At 66.2% G+C, this 15290-nt stretch carries 17 protein-coding genes; 5 read left to right on the forward strand and 12 right to left on the reverse strand.

The window, feature by feature from the left end:
- Positions 1-19: 19 nt before the first annotated feature.
- Positions 20-721 (forward strand): DUF4386 domain-containing protein, encoded by a 702-nt coding sequence (locus GUV69_RS09835; RefSeq protein WP_164201895.1) that lies wholly within the window; start codon positions 20-22, stop codon positions 719-721.
- A gap of 102 nt (positions 722-823) precedes the next feature.
- Here GUV69_RS09835 and GUV69_RS09840 read toward each other — a convergent pair whose 3' ends face one another.
- From GUV69_RS09840 to GUV69_RS09855, 4 genes are all read right to left on the reverse strand, one after another.
- Positions 824-1213, reverse strand: coding sequence for a hypothetical protein (locus GUV69_RS09840; protein ID WP_164201897.1), 390 nt, complete (start codon positions 1211-1213; stop codon positions 824-826).
- On the reverse strand, positions 1210-1545 hold the full coding sequence (locus GUV69_RS09845) for a PadR family transcriptional regulator (protein ID WP_244292851.1): 336 nt from the start codon (positions 1543-1545) through the stop codon (positions 1210-1212). Before GUV69_RS09845 ends, GUV69_RS09840 begins: the two co-directional genes overlap by 4 nt.
- 57 nt (positions 1546-1602) lie before the next feature.
- Positions 1603-1746 carry a hypothetical protein gene (locus GUV69_RS09850; protein WP_164201901.1) on the reverse strand — a complete coding sequence of 48 codons (144 nt, stop codon included), beginning with the start codon at positions 1744-1746 and terminating at the stop codon, positions 1603-1605.
- 63 nt (positions 1747-1809) lie between these two features.
- The gene (locus GUV69_RS09855) at positions 1810-2643 is read right to left on the reverse strand and encodes a hypothetical protein (RefSeq protein ID WP_164201903.1); all 834 of its coding nucleotides are present in this window, start codon (positions 2641-2643) and stop codon (positions 1810-1812) included.
- A gap of 100 nt (positions 2644-2743) precedes the next feature.
- Here GUV69_RS09855 and GUV69_RS09860 point away from each other — a divergent pair, with 100 nt between their 5' ends.
- Complete coding sequence (locus tag GUV69_RS09860) at positions 2744-5437, forward strand: PEP/pyruvate-binding domain-containing protein (RefSeq protein ID WP_164201905.1); 2694 nt, start codon at positions 2744-2746, stop codon at positions 5435-5437.
- Between the two features lie 7 nt (positions 5438-5444).
- Complete coding sequence (locus tag GUV69_RS09865) at positions 5445-6041, forward strand: dihydrofolate reductase family protein (protein ID WP_164201907.1); 597 nt, start codon at positions 5445-5447, stop codon at positions 6039-6041.
- 13 nt (positions 6042-6054) lie between these two features.
- On the opposite strand, the gene GUV69_RS09870 is transcribed toward GUV69_RS09865, so the two are convergent.
- Entirely contained in the window at positions 6055-6780 is a 726-nt protein-coding gene (locus GUV69_RS09870; RefSeq protein WP_208786626.1) for a hypothetical protein, read from the reverse strand.
- Between the two features lie 266 nt (positions 6781-7046).
- Between GUV69_RS09870 and GUV69_RS09875 the strand changes: the two genes are divergently transcribed.
- A complete protein-coding gene (locus GUV69_RS09875; RefSeq protein WP_164201911.1) occupies positions 7047-7985 on the forward strand; it encodes a DMT family transporter in 939 nt (312 codons plus the stop codon).
- A gap of 46 nt (positions 7986-8031) precedes the next feature.
- Positions 8032-8550 carry a GNAT family N-acetyltransferase gene (locus GUV69_RS09880; protein ID WP_164201913.1) on the forward strand — a complete coding sequence of 173 codons (519 nt, stop codon included), beginning with the start codon at positions 8032-8034 and terminating at the stop codon, positions 8548-8550.
- 40 nt (positions 8551-8590) lie between these two features.
- Here GUV69_RS09880 and GUV69_RS09885 read toward each other — a convergent pair whose 3' ends face one another.
- The 7 genes from GUV69_RS09885 to GUV69_RS09915 all read right to left on the reverse strand — a co-directional run bounded on the left by GUV69_RS09885 (position 8591) and on the right by GUV69_RS09915 (position 15288).
- Positions 8591-9580 (reverse strand): cyclase family protein, encoded by a 990-nt coding sequence (locus GUV69_RS09885; protein WP_164201915.1) that lies wholly within the window; start codon positions 9578-9580, stop codon positions 8591-8593.
- Positions 9577-9831, reverse strand: coding sequence for a hypothetical protein (locus GUV69_RS09890; protein WP_164201917.1), 255 nt, complete (start codon positions 9829-9831; stop codon positions 9577-9579). Before GUV69_RS09890 ends, GUV69_RS09885 begins: the two co-directional genes overlap by 4 nt.
- Positions 9832-9841: 10 nt before the next feature.
- Complete coding sequence (locus GUV69_RS09895) at positions 9842-11179, reverse strand: TRAP transporter large permease subunit (RefSeq protein WP_164201919.1); 1338 nt, start codon at positions 11177-11179, stop codon at positions 9842-9844.
- A 79-nt stretch (positions 11180-11258) separates the two neighbouring features.
- Entirely contained in the window at positions 11259-12038 is a 780-nt protein-coding gene (locus GUV69_RS09900) for an NAD(P)-dependent oxidoreductase (protein ID WP_164201921.1), read from the reverse strand.
- Between the two features lie 22 nt (positions 12039-12060).
- Positions 12061-12690 (reverse strand): RraA family protein, encoded by a 630-nt coding sequence (locus GUV69_RS09905; protein ID WP_164201923.1) that lies wholly within the window; start codon positions 12688-12690, stop codon positions 12061-12063.
- A 37-nt stretch (positions 12691-12727) separates the two neighbouring features.
- Complete coding sequence (locus tag GUV69_RS09910; RefSeq protein WP_164201925.1) at positions 12728-13732, reverse strand: tripartite tricarboxylate transporter substrate binding protein; 1005 nt, start codon at positions 13730-13732, stop codon at positions 12728-12730.
- Positions 13733-13785: 53 nt separating this feature from the next.
- Entirely contained in the window at positions 13786-15288 is a 1503-nt protein-coding gene (locus tag GUV69_RS09915) for a tripartite tricarboxylate transporter permease (RefSeq protein WP_164201927.1), read from the reverse strand.
- Between the last annotated feature and the right edge of the window lie 2 nt (positions 15289-15290).

The following is a 15290-nucleotide window of genomic DNA, read 5'->3' on the forward strand; positions in this document are numbered from 1 at the left end:
ACAACGTAAGGAAGACGTCATGAGCACTCTCTTCGCCACCCGCACCGCCACTTCCCAACGCCCTTCGAAATTGGACTTCCGCGAGTGGTCCCCCGCCTCCGCGAGCCTGATCTCCGGACTGGCCCTGCTGGCCATGGTGGTCCTGATGACGGCCGGCTACTTCGGCGGCGTGACCCCCCTCATCACTCCCGGCGACGCAACGAAGACCGCCCAGGACATCTCGCAGTCGGCGCCGATTTACCTCGCCGGCGTCGCGTGCATCTTCCTGGTGATCCTGCTCGACGTGCCGGTAGCTGGTGCCTGGTACGCACTCTTCAAGAACGTCAACCGGCGACTATCAGCCGCCGCGGCCTGGATGCGGGTCACGTTCGCCGGGATCTTCGCCATCGCCACCAGCCAGCTTGCCTACGCCTACACCCTGCTCGATGATCCGGACCGGGCCCTGCACGCCATTGAATCCTTCCGCACCATCTGGCTTATCAGCCTGGGGCTGTTCGGGCTCTACCTCATCGTGATCGGGTATCTGGAACTGCGCTCGACCTTTGTCCCAAAAATCTTCGGAATTCTTCTGGCCATCTCTGGCATCGGCTACATCATCGACGCACTCGGCGTTGCCTTGGTGGACGGATTCACTCCGATGTACGGCCTGTTCGCCATCATCGGCGAAACCAGCTGCATCTTCTGGCTCCTGATCAAAGGCCGCAAGCTCAGCATCCGCTGAGGCCATGCACCCAAGCAGCGCAGCATTCCCAACCCGTGCGCCGCCGTCGTAATTTACGACGGCGGCGCACTGCCGAGTGCCCTGACGCAGCAGGCAGGACAGCTACCTGGCGGCGCGGGAATCCCGCACGGGCCGAATGTAATCGGTCAGGAACCCGGCGAGCAGGCTGACCAGGATGACTGCGACGGCCGGCAGGAGCGTGACAGGTCCCACGAAATCGCGAATATCCACCCTGAAGGCGGCCATCAGCAGGACCGCGAACAGCAGGTAGGCGATGGCCAGCAGAAGTCCTGCCTTGGCGATGGCGCTTCCGCGGGTCTTCCGCTTCTGCTTGGGAAACTGCCGCGCATACTCGTCGGGGCCAAACTCGGCCGCCGCGGGCGTCCCGGCTGCGTCCGCATGAGCCCGGACCTCGGCCATCGCTTCCGCGATCTCGGCTTCAGACAATCCGCGGAGCCTGAGGTTGAAGGTCAGGTTTCGCTCGTAGCTCATGGTTGGTCGTGTCGCGTGTTTCGGATCTGGGTGAGGGCCTGGCTCATGCGCTGCCAGGCTGTTGCCGAACGCTTCAACTCATCACGGCCCCGCTCGGTGAGGGTGAATTGCTTGCGGCCCGGGCCTGCCTGCTCGTGGTGCCACACGTGCTCCACGAAGCCCTGGTCCTCCAGCCTCTTGAGGAGCGGACAGAGCGTTCCGCCCTTGATCCGGGTGAAACCGTGGTGACGAAGGACCTCGGCGATGGCGTACCCATGGCGTTCGCCGTGGCTGAGCACCCCTAAAACTGCCTGCTGGAGAGCAGCCCGGGTCAGCTCCTGGTCGAACTCCATGTCATCCACATCTAGATAGTCACTAACTAGATAGCGTGGCAATAGCAGGAGTGCGGGTCAGGACACGCGGCGGAATTCCCCGGTGGGGAGCTGGACATGGATGGGCAGGACAAGTTGGATGTGGGTGGCGCCGATCGGCTCGTCGAGCAGCTCGTTGATGGAGGTCTGCCCCTCCAACTCGGCTGTCTGTTTCGTACCCACCACTCGAGAATAGGTGACGTGCAGGCGCGGCGAATCCCAAGACACGCATCCCGCGGAACACTGTTAGCCGGTTGGCACAAGCTTGTATGCGAAGCGGCCGTCCACGCCACCGTCCGGGCTCATTCTCACGTCTGCACCCTCGGTTGGCAGCAGCACGGGTGCCGTGAACACCTGCCCGTCGCACGGGACCTGCACGGGGGCTAAAACTTCAGCACCTGCCGCGGTGGACACCGACAGCTCGGCGCGCGCTGATCCGTCGCAGACGAAGCGGAGTTCGTACTGGCCGGGCTTGGCCATCAGCGTCCCGACGGCGGGTGTGTTCGATCTGTTGGCCCCGCTCAATTCGCCCGGCAGAGGCGGTTGCATCTGCTGCCGTGACCACTCGCCGAAGTCCTCCATCTCGGACCACCGCGGGTCCGGGTTGGTCTGCACTTTGACCCCCGTTGCGGCCGGTTTTCCCGTCGGCGGAACCGCGCTGATGGTGATGGGGCCGCCGGCGTGCCTGATGAACCGGTCCAGTGCGGAACTGCACTCAAAGCCCGACGCTTCGGGCATCCCGTCGCCCCTCACGATGGTGAGCTTGGCCCCGTAAGCCCCGGCGCAGGCACCTGTAACGATGTAGTCACCTGGCGCCAGGACAAGGAACAGCTTCCCCGCGGGCTCCGCCTCCGATGGCATACCCGGATCCGACGGCGGGGTCCCTAGCAGGTGCCCCACCTCAGCGGCGTTTTCCTCGAAAGACCTCGGTTGCGGCGTTGCTGCCGGGGAGGACGCCGGTTGCGTAGCCGGGCCGCTGTACTCACACCCCGCGAGCGCCAGAACGAGCGGGGTTGCGATCGCGGCCGCAACGAACAGGACTCCTCTGTGCCAAGCCGGCATCCCCCTATGAGCTGACATGCGTCCGAGTCTATGGCCTCCTCTCCCCCGCAGTGCCAGTATGTTGAGCATCAGGTTCACTGCAGGCGCCCAACGGCGGGCGCACTAAGGACGCGGAGTCATGACCTATGTCAACGATTTGGCCGATGTGGGACGGGGCGACGTCGCCGTAGCCGGCGGCAAGGCCGTGGGACTGGGCGGCCTCATCCAGGCCGGGCTGCCTGTGCCGCCGGGGTTTGTCCTGACCACCGCCGCCTATTCGCATTTCGTCGAGGCCAACCAGTTCGAGGCTGCCATCCAGGAACTGGCCGCGCTGCCACCGGGCGCGGACCCGCAGGAGTACGAGGCCGCCTCGGGGCGGATCCGGACCCTGTTCAAGACCGGCACCATGCCGGCCGAGGTCGCGGCCGGACTCGGCTCCGCCTACGAACGGCTCGGCGACGGCGACGGCGACACCGCAGTTGCGGTGCGCTCCTCAGCCACTGCCGAGGACCTTGCCACGGCCAGCTTCGCCGGGCAGCAGGAAACCTACCTGAACGTCCGCGGGATGGCGGCATTGTCCGCCGCGGTACTCGGGTGCTGGGCGTCGCTGTGGACCGCACGCGCCATGGCGTACCGCGCCCGCCAGGGCATCCAGCCGGACCAGGTGCGCCTCGCCGTTGTGGTCCAGCGGATGGTGGACGCCGACGCCGCCGGGGTGATGTTCACCGCGAACCCGTCCAACGGCCGCCGCGACCAGACGGTGATCAGTGCCGCCTGGGGCCTCGGCGAGTCAGTGGTCAGCGGCGCGGTCACCACGGATGACGTGATTGTCGACGCCGGGACGGGCTCCGTGGTGTCGCGGCAGACCGCCGACAAGGACGTTATGACTGTGACCGCCGAGAACGGGATCCGGGAGGAGCCGGTGGCGGCAGCCCGCCGTCGTGCGCCTGTATTGGAGGACCGCGAAGCGGCCGAGCTGGCCGGCTACGGGGCACGGATAGCGGACTATTTCGGGGCGCCGCAGGACATCGAGTGGGCGCGCTCCGGTGGCAGGTTCTTCCTCGTGCAGTCCCGGCCCATCACGGCCCTCCCCGAACCCGCGGCCGATACCCCGGACACCTGGGAGGTGCCGTACCCCAAGGGCCTCTACTTCCGCGCGAGCATTGTGGAACAGCTGCCGGACCCGCTCTCGCCGCTGTTTGCCGACCTCATTGACGGTTCGGTTTCCCGCTCGCTGCGGCTCTTGATGTCCGAGGCTGTGGGCAAAAACGTCCTCCGCGAGGGCGACGTGCGGCTGCCCACCATCAACGGCTACGCGTATTACTACTACCGCAACTCGGGGATGGTGCGGATGTTGGGCAGGATGTTCACGGCGATGGGTGCGCTGGCCCGTGGCAAGGCGCACATGGGGATTGCGGGCTGGCGCGACTATTCGCATCCGCGCTACGAACAGGTGATCAAGGAGTGGGTGGCTAAGCCCCTTGCTGAACTCACCGGCGAGGAACTGCTGGCCGGAGCCCGGGCACTGCTGGACGCGGGCGCCGTCTACTACACGGCCGTGCAGTCCATCATCCCGCTCGCGGCAACCAGCGAACTCTCCTTCGCCGCTTTCTACGACAATCTGGTCCGGCGCGACGGCGATCCCCCCGCCCGGACGCTCCTCCTTGGCTACGACAGCCAGCCCATCCGCGCGGAAAAGTCGCTCTTCGACCTCGCTGCCTGGGACCGCGACGTTCCCGGGCTCGCCTCGGCGATACTCAACCAGCCGACGACGGCGCTCGCTGAGTCCCAGCGCGCCGGCACCCCGCCCGCGGGGGTTGAGCCTGCGTTCTGGCAGCCGTGGCATGAGCGCTTCCAGGAACATCTGGACCGGTTCGGCCACACGGTCTACAACCTGGACTTCGCCAGCCCGGTGCCGGCCGATGATCCTTCCACCCTGCTGGAGACGGTCAAGTTCTACCTTCGCGGGCAGGGCGCTGACCCGCATGAGCGGCAGCGGCAGCTGGCTGAGCGCCGGGATGAACTTACCGGCACCATGGCAGCCCGGCTCGGGCCGCGGCGCAGGGCCGCGTTCCGCCGCCTGCTCCGGTGGGCCCAGACCACCGCGCCGATCCGCGAGGACGCCCTGGCCGACGTCGGACTGGCCTGGCCGCTGCTGCGGCGGATGCTGCTCGAACTCGGCCGGCGGCTGGTGGACTCCGGCGTGATCGCTTTGCCGGACGACGTCTTCTGGCTGCAACACCAGGAGCTGCGGAGCGCCGTCGAGTTCGGGCTGGCCGCGCCGGGAGCGGGAGGCGGGGCCACGGGCGTTGCCATCAGCGGAGCCGGGCGGCCGGTCCGCGCGGCCGCCGTTGAGGAGCGCAGGATGCTGTGGCGTGGCCAGGCGAGGGCAGCCGCCCCGCAGATGCTGCCTGAGCGCCGGTGGATGGAGAAGGCCTTCGGATCCATGATGCCGGCAGGCTCACAGCACCAGTCAGGCGACGTCATCAAGGGCGCAGGCGCGAGCTCTGGCCGCGTGACCGCTCCGGCCCGGGTGCTGCGGGGTCCCCAGGATTTCTCACTTATGGAGCCCGGCGAGGTCCTGGTAGCCCGTATTACCACGCCGGCCTGGACCTCGCTGTTCGCCATGGCCTCGGCCGTGGTGACAGACGTGGGCGGCCCGTTGAGCCACAGCTCCATCGTGGCCCGCGAGTACGGCATCCCGGCCGTGCTTGGCACCGGAGTGGCCACGCGGCGGCTGACCAGCGGGCAGCAGATCCGGGTTGATGGCGACGCCGGTACGGTCACCATCGAGCAGCCGGCTACTGCCAAGGCCGCACGGGCGGTGGCATGATGGGCGGATGAGCCGAGTCACGTGCGATCTGACCATCTCCCTCGACGGGTACCTCGCCGGCCCTAATCAAAGCATGACGGAGCCGTTGGGCGAGAACGGCGAGCGGCTGCATGGGTGGATGTTCAAGGACGCCGAAAACAACGCGGCCGAGCTGGCAGGCATCCTTTCCGCCGGCGCCTACATCATGGGCCGGAACATGTTCGCCGGTCCCGGCCCCGGCCCGTGGGACCCGGAATGGCGGGGCTGGTGGGGCGAGGAACCGCCGTATCACGCCCGCGTTTTTGTGCTCACCCACCATCAACGCGATCCGCTGGAGATGGCGGGCGGCACCACGTTCCATTTCGTCACCGACGGCATCGAATCCGCGCTGGCACAGGCCCGGGAGGCGGCAGGCAGCAGGGACGTGGCCATTGCCGGCGGGGCCAGGACGGTGCAGCAGTTCCTGGCGGCTGGCCTGATTGACGAGCTGCGGCTCCACACGGCACCCGTGCTCCTGGGCGCGGGTGAGCGGCCGCTCGACGGCGTCACCGATCTCACGCTGGAGCCCACCGAAGTGCGCGGCACCCGCCTCGTCACGCACGTGACCTACCGGGTTGTGCACTGAAAAAGCTGTTGAATTATGCGGTAGCCGGCCCGGCCGGCGCCGACGAGCGGGCTGCCTCCCCGCGGCTGCCCCTCGGCCACAATTGCACGGCCATGGCAATTGCCCAGATAGCCATGAGGACCAGAGCCACCAGCCGTGGCACGGAGTCGAAGAGGCCGACGTAGGAAACCATCAGTCCGTGGACGATCCATGCGACCCCCGACGCCGCAGCCAGCCAGCCCGGCCAGCGCGGGAATACGCTGCCGTACGCGAGTGCCAAACCAAAGAAAATCAGCGTGAGCCCCAGAAGGAGGTTGGAATAGCTCTGCAGGGCGTATTCGGTCCATCGCAGTCCCATGGCGGCCGAAAGGGCCGAAGACTCCTGATCAGCGGGAGCATTTACCCAGGCATCCACGGCCCATTTGAGGGCAATGCCGTCCACTGCCTGGAGCATGGTGATGGCCGCCGCTGTCAGCACCACCGCGGCCAGCCCAAAGCGGACCAGCGTGTTGGGACCCTCGCGTTTGGCGGTCATCGCAAAGTAAAGTGCCACGAGCCCGCCGAAGAACACAAGGGCGGCGGCCCACTGTGTGAAGTGGATTGCAATCCAGCCGTCGCTTTGTGCATATTCCGTGAAAACCGCCGTGTGGTTCATGACGTTTTCCCTGGACGGGTGCACAGCTGTGGCGGCCACCAGCAGGATGACTCCAAGGGGAAGCGCAATAGCACCGATCCTTCCCCAGGGTGCCTTTGTTTCCACGCGCGGTTCCATCGGGTTCTCCTCTCCAGGCCGGCGGCATCCCAACGTTGCCAGTGATCGCCATATTGGACGACGCATCGCCGGACTTTCCATTGCAACAACGGGGCTGGAGCGGACGGTCTTTCACGTCCACCCGTACAAACAATATTAAGAGGCCGGCACGTGCCCGTATATTGCAGCGCCTACCCCATTTGAGCTTTTGTCCCGGCCGTGTGGGAGGGTGTTGATGAAGTAGGACTCGGCCCGCAGTGGCCAGGAGGAGGCCCATGCGTCTGTCACGTTCGATGCTGGTTGCTGCCCTCTCCCTTGTTGCTGCAACGCTTTTCTGGGCCGGCAACTATGTTGTGGGAAAGATCGCGGTAGCCGAACTCAGCCCATTGAGCCTGGTCTATCTGCGGTGGCTGTTGGCCGTGGTGCCGCTGTTCCTCGTGGCGCAGGTGGTCGAACGCCCGGCGTGGCGGCTGGTCCTGCGTGCCTGGCCCTGGCTGCTGGCGCTGAGCCTTTTCGGCCTCGCAGGCTACAACTTCCTGCTTTACGCCGCCCTGCAGTTCACCGATCCTTTCAACGCCTCGCTGATCAACGCCTTCAACCCGGCGCTGATTGTGGTGGCTTCGGTCCTGTTCCTGCACGAACGTCTCAGCAGGGCCGCCGTCGTGGGCTTGCTGCTCGCCCTGCTGGGCGTGCTGGTGATCCTCAGCAAAGGCAACCTGGTCACCCTGCTGGAAGCACAGCACAACGCCGGGGATCTGATGATGCTCGGGGCGATTGTCAGCTGGACGGCCTACACGATTATCGGGCGCCGGGCACCCCGCCTGCCGCCCATCACCTCCACCGCCCTGCAGGCATTCATCCTCGTGGCGGCGCTGACTCCCGTGGCCCTGGTCCAGGGCATCGACCTGCCACAGACTGCCGGCACCGCATGGTCCATGGCGTACATCGCGGTGTTCCCGTCGCTGCTGTCCTATCTGCTCTGGAACCGGGCACTGCAAACCATCGAACCCGCAAAGGCCGGCGTCTTCCTGAACCTCATCACCGTGTTCGCCGCCATCCTGACCCTCCTGACGGGACAGGCACTCACCCTCGCGCAGGTGCTCGGCGGGACCGTTGTCATCGCCGGTGTTGCTTTGGCCAACAAGGAGGCCTTCGCCAGGCGCCCCCAACCGCCCCGGATGGGCAATGCTCCTCAGGCACGGGCCGTGGATTAGTACTGTGTTGCTGCGGTCCGCCGCCCCCGGCAACTAGGATTTTGGGATGCCTCTCCTCTTCGCCCCCGACGTCAGCTACCACTCCTCCTGGTTGGAGGGAGCCGCCGAATTTGATGGAACCCGCCAGGACGGCGGCGGTTCAGACGGCTGGCCGGTGGCAGAACTCAAGGAGGCCCGGACCTTCCGCCGGTTTGTGGACTCGCTCCGCAACGATGCCTTGCCGGAGAGCCCGCGCCCCCCGGGGCACGTGCCCTGCACCTACCTGTGGATCGTGGACGGCGGGACGTTCCTGGGCTCCCTGGCCATCAGGCATCATCTGACCGATTTCCTCCTCGAGCAGGGCGGGCACATCGGCTACAGCGTCAGGCCTTCCGCCCGGCGCCGCGGGCACGCCTCTGCTGCCCTGGCGGAGGCCCTGCCGACGGCCCGGGACCTGGGCATCGGCCGGGCACTGCTCACCTGCGACGAGGACAACTTCGGCTCGCGGGCGACGATTGAAAAGAATGGCGGCGTGTACGAGGACACGCGCAACGGCAAGCGCCGCTACTGGATTGACACCGTGTGACGGCTGGCCTGCGTAACCAGCTGCGATAGCCGCGCTGAGGTCATGTCAGAGCCGTGGCATTGGCGGGCGATCCGGTGCCACCGGTGAGGTTCAGCGGTTTGATGGTGATGAAGGCGTCCCAGTGCCGGGTGGCGTTCATGTGCCGGGCAAGGGGTCCGAGTCTCCAGAGCTCGCCGAGCGGCATGCCCAGTTTGGCGAGAAGTTGCTGGTGCATCATGCCGTGGTCGTTGAACGCGCTCTTAACGTAGGGACTGGCCGAAACGGCCGGCAGGCATTCGAGGGCGAAGTTGTCGGCGGCAAGGAGAGCAAGGCGGTGGTTCCACGCCCATGCAACGAATTCCCGGGACTGGGCGACGCCGGTGGCGCGGCGGCTGTCGCGGGTGCGCTGTTTTTCCTCCGGCGTCAGGGCCAGGAACCACTCGCACCACCCGGTATGGAGCATCAGAATGTCACCCTGCCGGAGGCTGACGGACTGAGCCTGGATCGCCGCCTTGATCAGGTTGAGGTCCAGCGGTTCACCCCCTGCATGGTCGATGGGAGCACCCTGGCTTGTGCGGTAGCCGTCGAGGTCCACAAGCACTCCCCTGCCGGCAATCGGGTTGTCCGCCCATTCCTGGATGCCGAGGTCCGGCGTCCCTTCCCGGATACGGTCATCCGGCGTTCCGTTGTAGAAGCCGACGTCGTCCGCCCGGCGGTGCCTTAGCCCGTCGATCTGTGTGGATCCCTGGAGATAGTACCCGTCGAGGTAATCGTCCCTGTGGGCGGGGTGGGAGGAGTAGATGGTGTGCCGGGGAGCCCCGCGTTTGAGCGACATGCCGGGGTCGAAGGCATCGGCGGGATAGTCGAGCCCGAAAGCCGTTCCCGTCCTGATGCAGCTGCTGGCATCCAGCACCGCGCGCCGTGTAATGAACGACGGCGTCCCCCGGGTTGCGTCCGGGAAAAGCCTCCATGAGGTCCCCGCCAATGCACCCTCCCGCTCCAGCAGCTCCGCGAAGGTTGGATAGGTTGCGTCCCCGGCAAAGGAGGTCATCGCGCCCCTGCTTCCTGCGGCTGGGCCTGCGTCTGCTGGCGCTTATAGCTGAGGAGGAAGCCTGCGATCGCACAGACGGAGGCGGCGATGCACATTGGCGGCTTGATGGTCTCGTTGAGCAACTCCAGCCAGTCGCCCTTGCCGGCGACAAGGGCGACGGCCTGTCCGGCGACGAACACGACGCCGCCCATGAGGAGGGCCGCCAGGGTCACGACGAAGAGGACTTCAACGGCCCTTCGGATCTTATGCATGTGGTGTTCCTTAGATGGGCAGGACGCCGAGGATGATCAGGACGCCGATGCCAAGCAGCGGCAGGGCATAGTGGGTCAGCAGCCTGGCGAAGGTCTTGATCGGGTCCACATCCGCGATGCCGCAGGCAACGTAGAGCGGAGCACCTCCGGGCGGGACCGCCGCTTCACAGGATGAGAAAACCAGGACGGCCACGGCTGCCGTTGTTGCCGGAACACCGGCAGCGACGAGGGTGGCAACGCCCACGGTTCCGACCGCGGCCATGGTGGCGGTCGCGGACAGGGGCGCGGCCACGGCGATGATGATCAGCCCGATCAGGATCGCGAGGAGCCACAAGGGCAGGTTCAGCCCGTTCAGCAGTGCGGTCATCTGCTTGGGAAGGCCGGTGGCGGCAAGGGCGTTGGCTCCGGCGAAGGCGAAGACCACTGTGACGCCGACAACGCCGAAGCGCGGTGCCGAGTTCTGCAGCAGCGCCCACCAGGCCCGTCCGCCGGCGGGAAGATTCTTACGGCCCAGCAGGATGCCGGTGATGATCAGGACCACCGGAATCCAGACGATCACACTGACGGATTTTGTGATGTCCCCGCCGGTCCAGTCCGACAGAGCACTGGCCAGGGCACCCGTGGTGATGACCAACGGTATGGCCACCACGATAAACAGGAGCAGGGTGGCCCAGCCCCGGCCGAAAGCTGTGCGGACGGGCAGCCTGTGGGCAGCGTCCAGCGGGGTCATTCCACTCCTGCGGACCAGCAGCCAGGTCACGATCAGCCGGTGCAGGAAGCACCACAAGCCCCCGAAAAGCAGCGGCAGGACCAGGGCATTGATGTCCAGCAGCGGCCCCACCGTGGCAGACCCGACCAGGACGAACATCGAGGCGCTGAACGGAAAAGTGATCCCCATTCCCGCGTTGCCGGCCACGAGCGTGGCCGCCGCCGGCTTGTCCAGGCGGGACTTTTCCATCCAGGGGATGGTCACCGATCCCACTGTCGCGGCGATGGCGGCCTGGTTGTGGACTACCCCGCCCAGGCCAGCCGATGCCACGGTGGAAACCCATGCCGGTCCGCCCTTGACCCCGCCGATCAGGGAGTTCAGCAGGTCAATCAGCCGGTCGAGCACGCCGGTTTTGTCCAGCAGGTAGCCCATGAAGACGAATGCCATGGTGGCATAGACGATCTCGTCGGTGATGGCCGAGTAAAACGCCGTCCAGCCGATCTGTCCTGCTGCGGCGCCGGTGAACGGGAGCACCGCCAGGAACCCGAGGATCATGGCCTCCCCGACGCTGCGCTTGACCACGGTGGTCCACAGCAGGATGACTGCCAAGTAGGCCCCGAGTGCCCAGATGCCAATCATTGTGCTGCTCCTGACGGTGTTGAGGCTGCCGTTGCGTAGTTCACGTGATCCCTGTTCATGATTGTGCCCCAGCGCGGGGTCAGCGCAATGCCGGTGCCGTTTCCTGGGCGAGACGGGCGAGGGCCTTGGCCGATGCCGTGGTCATCTCTGCCGGCACGCCAAGGTCCGAAAGGTAGCTCGCCGTGTCCTGCATTTCCTTGGAACGGCGGATGGCGTGCTTCGTCGTGCCCGCCAGGAACCTGTCGATGACTGCCTGGCCGTCGCCGGCCAGCTGGTTCGCGATCTGCACCCGGATCCATTCTTCCAGGCCTGCTGCCTTGCCGGCGGTGACAGCCTCGACCACGACCGAGGCCAGACCCTTCATCAGGACACTGCGGAGCAGTTTGTGGGCCATGGCTGCCCCGGGCTCCCCCTCGGCGATCTCGACCTCCACACCGAGGGGGACCAACAGTTCAGCGACGGCCCGGGCTCCCGGACCGCTTACCATCAGGGGCGTCTTCTCCCCCAGCGCGGACACGGGTCCGAGAATTGCGACGTCGGCGAAGTCCGCCTTGCCGGGAAGCTGCCCGAGTTCGCGCATCATTCCCGGGGATGAGGACGTGAAATCGGCGTAGCAGCTGCCTGCGGCGAGGACAGGCAGGCATTCCTGGGCGACGCTGCGCGCCGCGGCGGCTCCCGTCATAACAAGGACGACATGCGCACCGGCACAGGCTTCGGCGGCGGTCTCGGCGCGGGTGACGCCGGCGGGAGTACTCGGGGCTACGGGGTCAAACCCGGTGACTTTGTGGCCGGCGGCGGTGAGGGCCGCGGCGTAGGTGGCTCCGGCTTCGCCGAGTCCGATGACGGTTACCGCTGTCATGATTTTCTCTGTCTTTCTTGCGTTAGTGGCGGGCCGCGACGATGGCGGCCCGGCGGTTGGTTTCGTCGGCGAAAACTGCTTCCCCGGCGTCGGCTACTGCCGCTGCCTGCTCCCGGGGGATGACAACAAGACCGTCGGAGTCACCGATGATGATGTCTCCGGGAAGCACGGGGACTCCGCCGAAGGAGATCGGCGTCGCCAGGCGGAACGGACCGTTTTTGTAGGGTCCGGCCGGTGTGGTGGCACGGGCGAAGACCGGCATGCCTATTTCAGCGAGGGCTTCGGCGTCGCGGGCCGCGCCGTCGAGGGCGAACCCCGCGATGCCCAGGTTGATGGCCCGTTCTCCGATGAGCTCCCCGAGCAGGGCGCGGGATTCGTCCCCGCCGCCGGCGACCACGATGACGTCTCCCGGCCGGGCCAGCTCCAGGGCCTTGTGAATACCTTGGTTGTCGCCCGGTCGAGTCCAGACTGTGAAGGCCGGCCCGGCGATCCGGGCGCCGGGCCAGACGGCCTGGATCGCGGAGTGCGCGACGCCGAGGCGGTCCACGGCATCGCCGATGTTGGCGGCGGGAAGCTTGGCGAGGCGTTCCACAACGTCTGTGTCGGGCCGGGGAAAATCAGCGTCAATGGTCTCAAGTGCTGGCGTTGTCATGATGAGTTCTTCCGTCGGTGAATGAATGCGGGCGGGGTTAGTCTTTTTTGGAAACCAGCGGCAGGACCTTCTTGAAGTCTTCTTCCTGGCCGGCCCAGAACTGCTTGTAGTCAGCGCCGCTGAGGTAGCTGGTCTGCAGGCCGAGGTCATTCATCTTCTGCACCACGGCAGGGTCTTCGATGGCTTTCTGGATGGCGGCTTCGAGCTTCTTGGCCACTTCTTCCGGCAGTCCTGCCGGGGCGGAGTAGCCGCGCGCCGTACCGGCTTCGAGGTCGTAGCCCGACTCCTTGAACGTGGGCACGTCCGGCAGTGAGGGTGCGCGTTCTGAGGTCATGACGCCCAGGACCCGTGCCTTGCCCTGCTTGGTGAGGTCGTTTACGTCGCTGACGTTGGCCACGAGGATGTCCACGTGCTTGCCGAGGAACGCGGTGGTTGCCTGGGACGCGCCCTCGGAGAAGTGGACCGGGGCGAATTCGGAACCTGTTGCTTCCTGGATCTGGGCCAATGCGAAGTGTTCACCCGTCTGCAGGCCGGTGGTGCTGGCCGTCATGGACTTCGGGTTGGCCTTTGCGGCGTCGAGGAGTTCCTTCAGCGTCTTGTAGGGGCTGTCGGGCTGTACGGCGATCACGGTGGGGTCGATGACCTGCCGGCCGAGCGGCTGGAAGCTGTCGCGGGTGTACTTGGCGCCGCGGGCGGGATCCAGCGGTGAAACGACCACTGACGGGGAGCCTGTCGCGCCGATGGTGTAACCGTCGGGCTTGGCGCTGGTCAGCTGGGTGTAGCCGATCTGGCCGCCGGCGCCGGGCTTATTGATGACCTCCACGTTGGTGCCGAGTTCCTTTTCCAGGATCGGCTGGATGAGCCGGGCTGCGGTGTCGACGGCTCCGCCTGAGGAGAAGGCGACGACGAGATCGATGGACTTGCCCTTCTTCGGGAAGTCGTTGGCGGCAGCGGGGCCGGATCCGGCGTTGGCGCCGCAGCCGGTAAGGGCGATGAGGGTGGCTGCGGCGAGCGCAGCGGCGATGCGGGAGCGGGTAGTCATGGTTCTTCTCCTTTGAAGGGTGCTTTGGGGTTGTGCGAATGAGGGTGTGTTGTTTAGGTTTCGGGGTCTTCGTTGAGCGCCTTGGGCTTGCGGAGCTTGAGCAGCGGGCTGAAGACGATCAGGATGCCGAGGCCGATCAGGACCGCGGAGATGGGCCGGCTGGTGAAGATGCCGAAGTCACCCTGGGAGATCTCGAGCGACTCCCGCAGCGAGCGCTCCATGAGAGGGCCGAGGACCAGGGTCAGCACCATGGGTGCCAGCGGGATTTCCAGGTGACGAAGGGCGAGGCCGAGAAGACCGAACCCGATCATCACGAAGACGTCGAAGACGCTGAAGTTGATGGTGTAGGCGCCAATGACCATGAACAGCAGGATGAGGGCGGTCAGGATGGTTGACGGTACGCGGAGGATGGAAACCCACAGTCCCACCAGCGGAACGTTCAGCAGCAGCAGAATCAGGTTTCCGATGAACAGGCTGGCGATGATGGCCCAGGCGATTTCGGAGTTTTCGGTGAACAGGGTGGGGCCGGGGGTGAGTCCCTGCTGGAGGAAAGCACCCATGAGGACGGCAATCGTCGGGGACGCCGGGATGCCGAGCGTGAACAGCGGGATCAGTGCCGCGTTGGCGTGGGAGTTGTTGGCTGTTTCGGGGCCGGCAACGCCTTCGATGGCACCCTTGCCCAGCTCGTTGCGGTGGCGCGAGAACTTCTTCTCGGCGCCGTAGGCCAGGAGGGAGGAGACGGAGCCTGTCATCCCCGGGATGAGGCCCAGGCCGAAGCCGATGCCGGTACCGCGGGCCATGGCCGGTGCGCTGCGGCGCCATTCCTTGCCGGTGGGGAGCAGTGAACGAAGGTTCGGGGCGTGGACCCGGGCGGCCGCGGTGTCTTTGCGGTAGGACAGGAGTTCCGAGAGGCCAAAGACACCGACGATCACGGCGACGAAGCTGACGCCGTCCAGGAGCCGGTCCATGCCGAATGTGAACCGCGGGGCTCCGGCGACGGGGTCGATGCCGACCATGGCGATGAGCAGGCCGAGGGCACCGGAAATCACTGCCTTGACCATGGACTTGCCGGCGAGTGCAACGAGAAGCGAAATGCCCACAACCATCAGGGCGAAGAATTCCGGTGGTCCAACCAGCAGGCCCAGGTCCCCGAGGGGTTTGGCGGCGGCGACCAGGCCGATGGTAGCGATGGTTCCGCCGACGAAGGATCCGACGGCGGCGATGGTCAGCGCCGCCCCGGCCTTGCCGATCTTCGTCATGGCATAGCCGTCGATGGTGGTGATGGCTGACGCCGCTTCGCCTGGGGTGTTGAGCAGGACGCTGGTGATGGTTCCCCCGTAGGCGGTGCCGTAGAAGATGGCACACAGCATGATGATCGCGCCGGTCGCGTCCAGGTTCAGCGTGAGGGGGATAAGGAGGGCTACGCCGGCGACGGGGCCGATGCCCGGCAGGACACCGATGATGGTGCCGAGGAGGCAGCCCAGGAAGGCAAAGAGCAGATTCTGCCAGGTCATGGCGGCGGCGAAGCCGCCCATAAGTTCATTGAGGGTATCCACGT

Origin of the sequence: [Micrococcus luteus] ATCC 49442 (assembly GCF_010367585.1) — a bacterium.
Taxonomy (GTDB): domain Bacteria; phylum Actinomycetota; class Actinomycetes; order Actinomycetales; family Micrococcaceae; genus Arthrobacter; species Arthrobacter luteus_A.

Bases quoted from the DNA above. Each gene is read 5' to 3' on its own strand.
- GUV69_RS09835 (WP_164201895.1), top strand. From the start codon at position 20: ATGAGCACTCTCTTCGCCACCCGCACCGCCACTTCCCAACGCCCTTCG.
- GUV69_RS09885 (WP_164201915.1), bottom strand. From the start codon at position 9,580: ATGACCTCCTTTGCCGGGGACGCAACCTATCCAACCTTCGCGGAGCTG.
- GUV69_RS09855 (WP_164201903.1), bottom strand. From the start codon at position 2,643: ATGTCAGCTCATAGGGGGATGCCGGCTTGGCACAGAGGAGTCCTGTTC.
- GUV69_RS09875 (WP_164201911.1), top strand. From the start codon at position 7,047: ATGCGTCTGTCACGTTCGATGCTGGTTGCTGCCCTCTCCCTTGTTGCT.
- GUV69_RS09895 (WP_164201919.1), bottom strand. From the start codon at position 11,179: ATGATTGGCATCTGGGCACTCGGGGCCTACTTGGCAGTCATCCTGCTG.
- GUV69_RS09880 (WP_164201913.1), top strand. From the start codon at position 8,032: ATGCCTCTCCTCTTCGCCCCCGACGTCAGCTACCACTCCTCCTGGTTG.
- GUV69_RS09865 (WP_164201907.1), top strand. From the start codon at position 5,445: ATGAGCCGAGTCACGTGCGATCTGACCATCTCCCTCGACGGGTACCTC.
- GUV69_RS09845 (WP_244292851.1), bottom strand. From the start codon at position 1,545: ATGGAGTTCGACCAGGAGCTGACCCGGGCTGCTCTCCAGCAGGCAGTT.
- GUV69_RS09860 (WP_164201905.1), top strand. From the start codon at position 2,744: ATGACCTATGTCAACGATTTGGCCGATGTGGGACGGGGCGACGTCGCC.
- GUV69_RS09910 (WP_164201925.1), bottom strand. From the start codon at position 13,732: ATGACTACCCGCTCCCGCATCGCCGCTGCGCTCGCCGCAGCCACCCTC.
- GUV69_RS09900 (WP_164201921.1), bottom strand. From the start codon at position 12,038: ATGACAGCGGTAACCGTCATCGGACTCGGCGAAGCCGGAGCCACCTAC.
- GUV69_RS09840 (WP_164201897.1), bottom strand. From the start codon at position 1,213: ATGAGCTACGAGCGAAACCTGACCTTCAACCTCAGGCTCCGCGGATTG.
- GUV69_RS09905 (WP_164201923.1), bottom strand. From the start codon at position 12,690: ATGACAACGCCAGCACTTGAGACCATTGACGCTGATTTTCCCCGGCCC.
- GUV69_RS09890 (WP_164201917.1), bottom strand. From the start codon at position 9,831: ATGCATAAGATCCGAAGGGCCGTTGAAGTCCTCTTCGTCGTGACCCTG.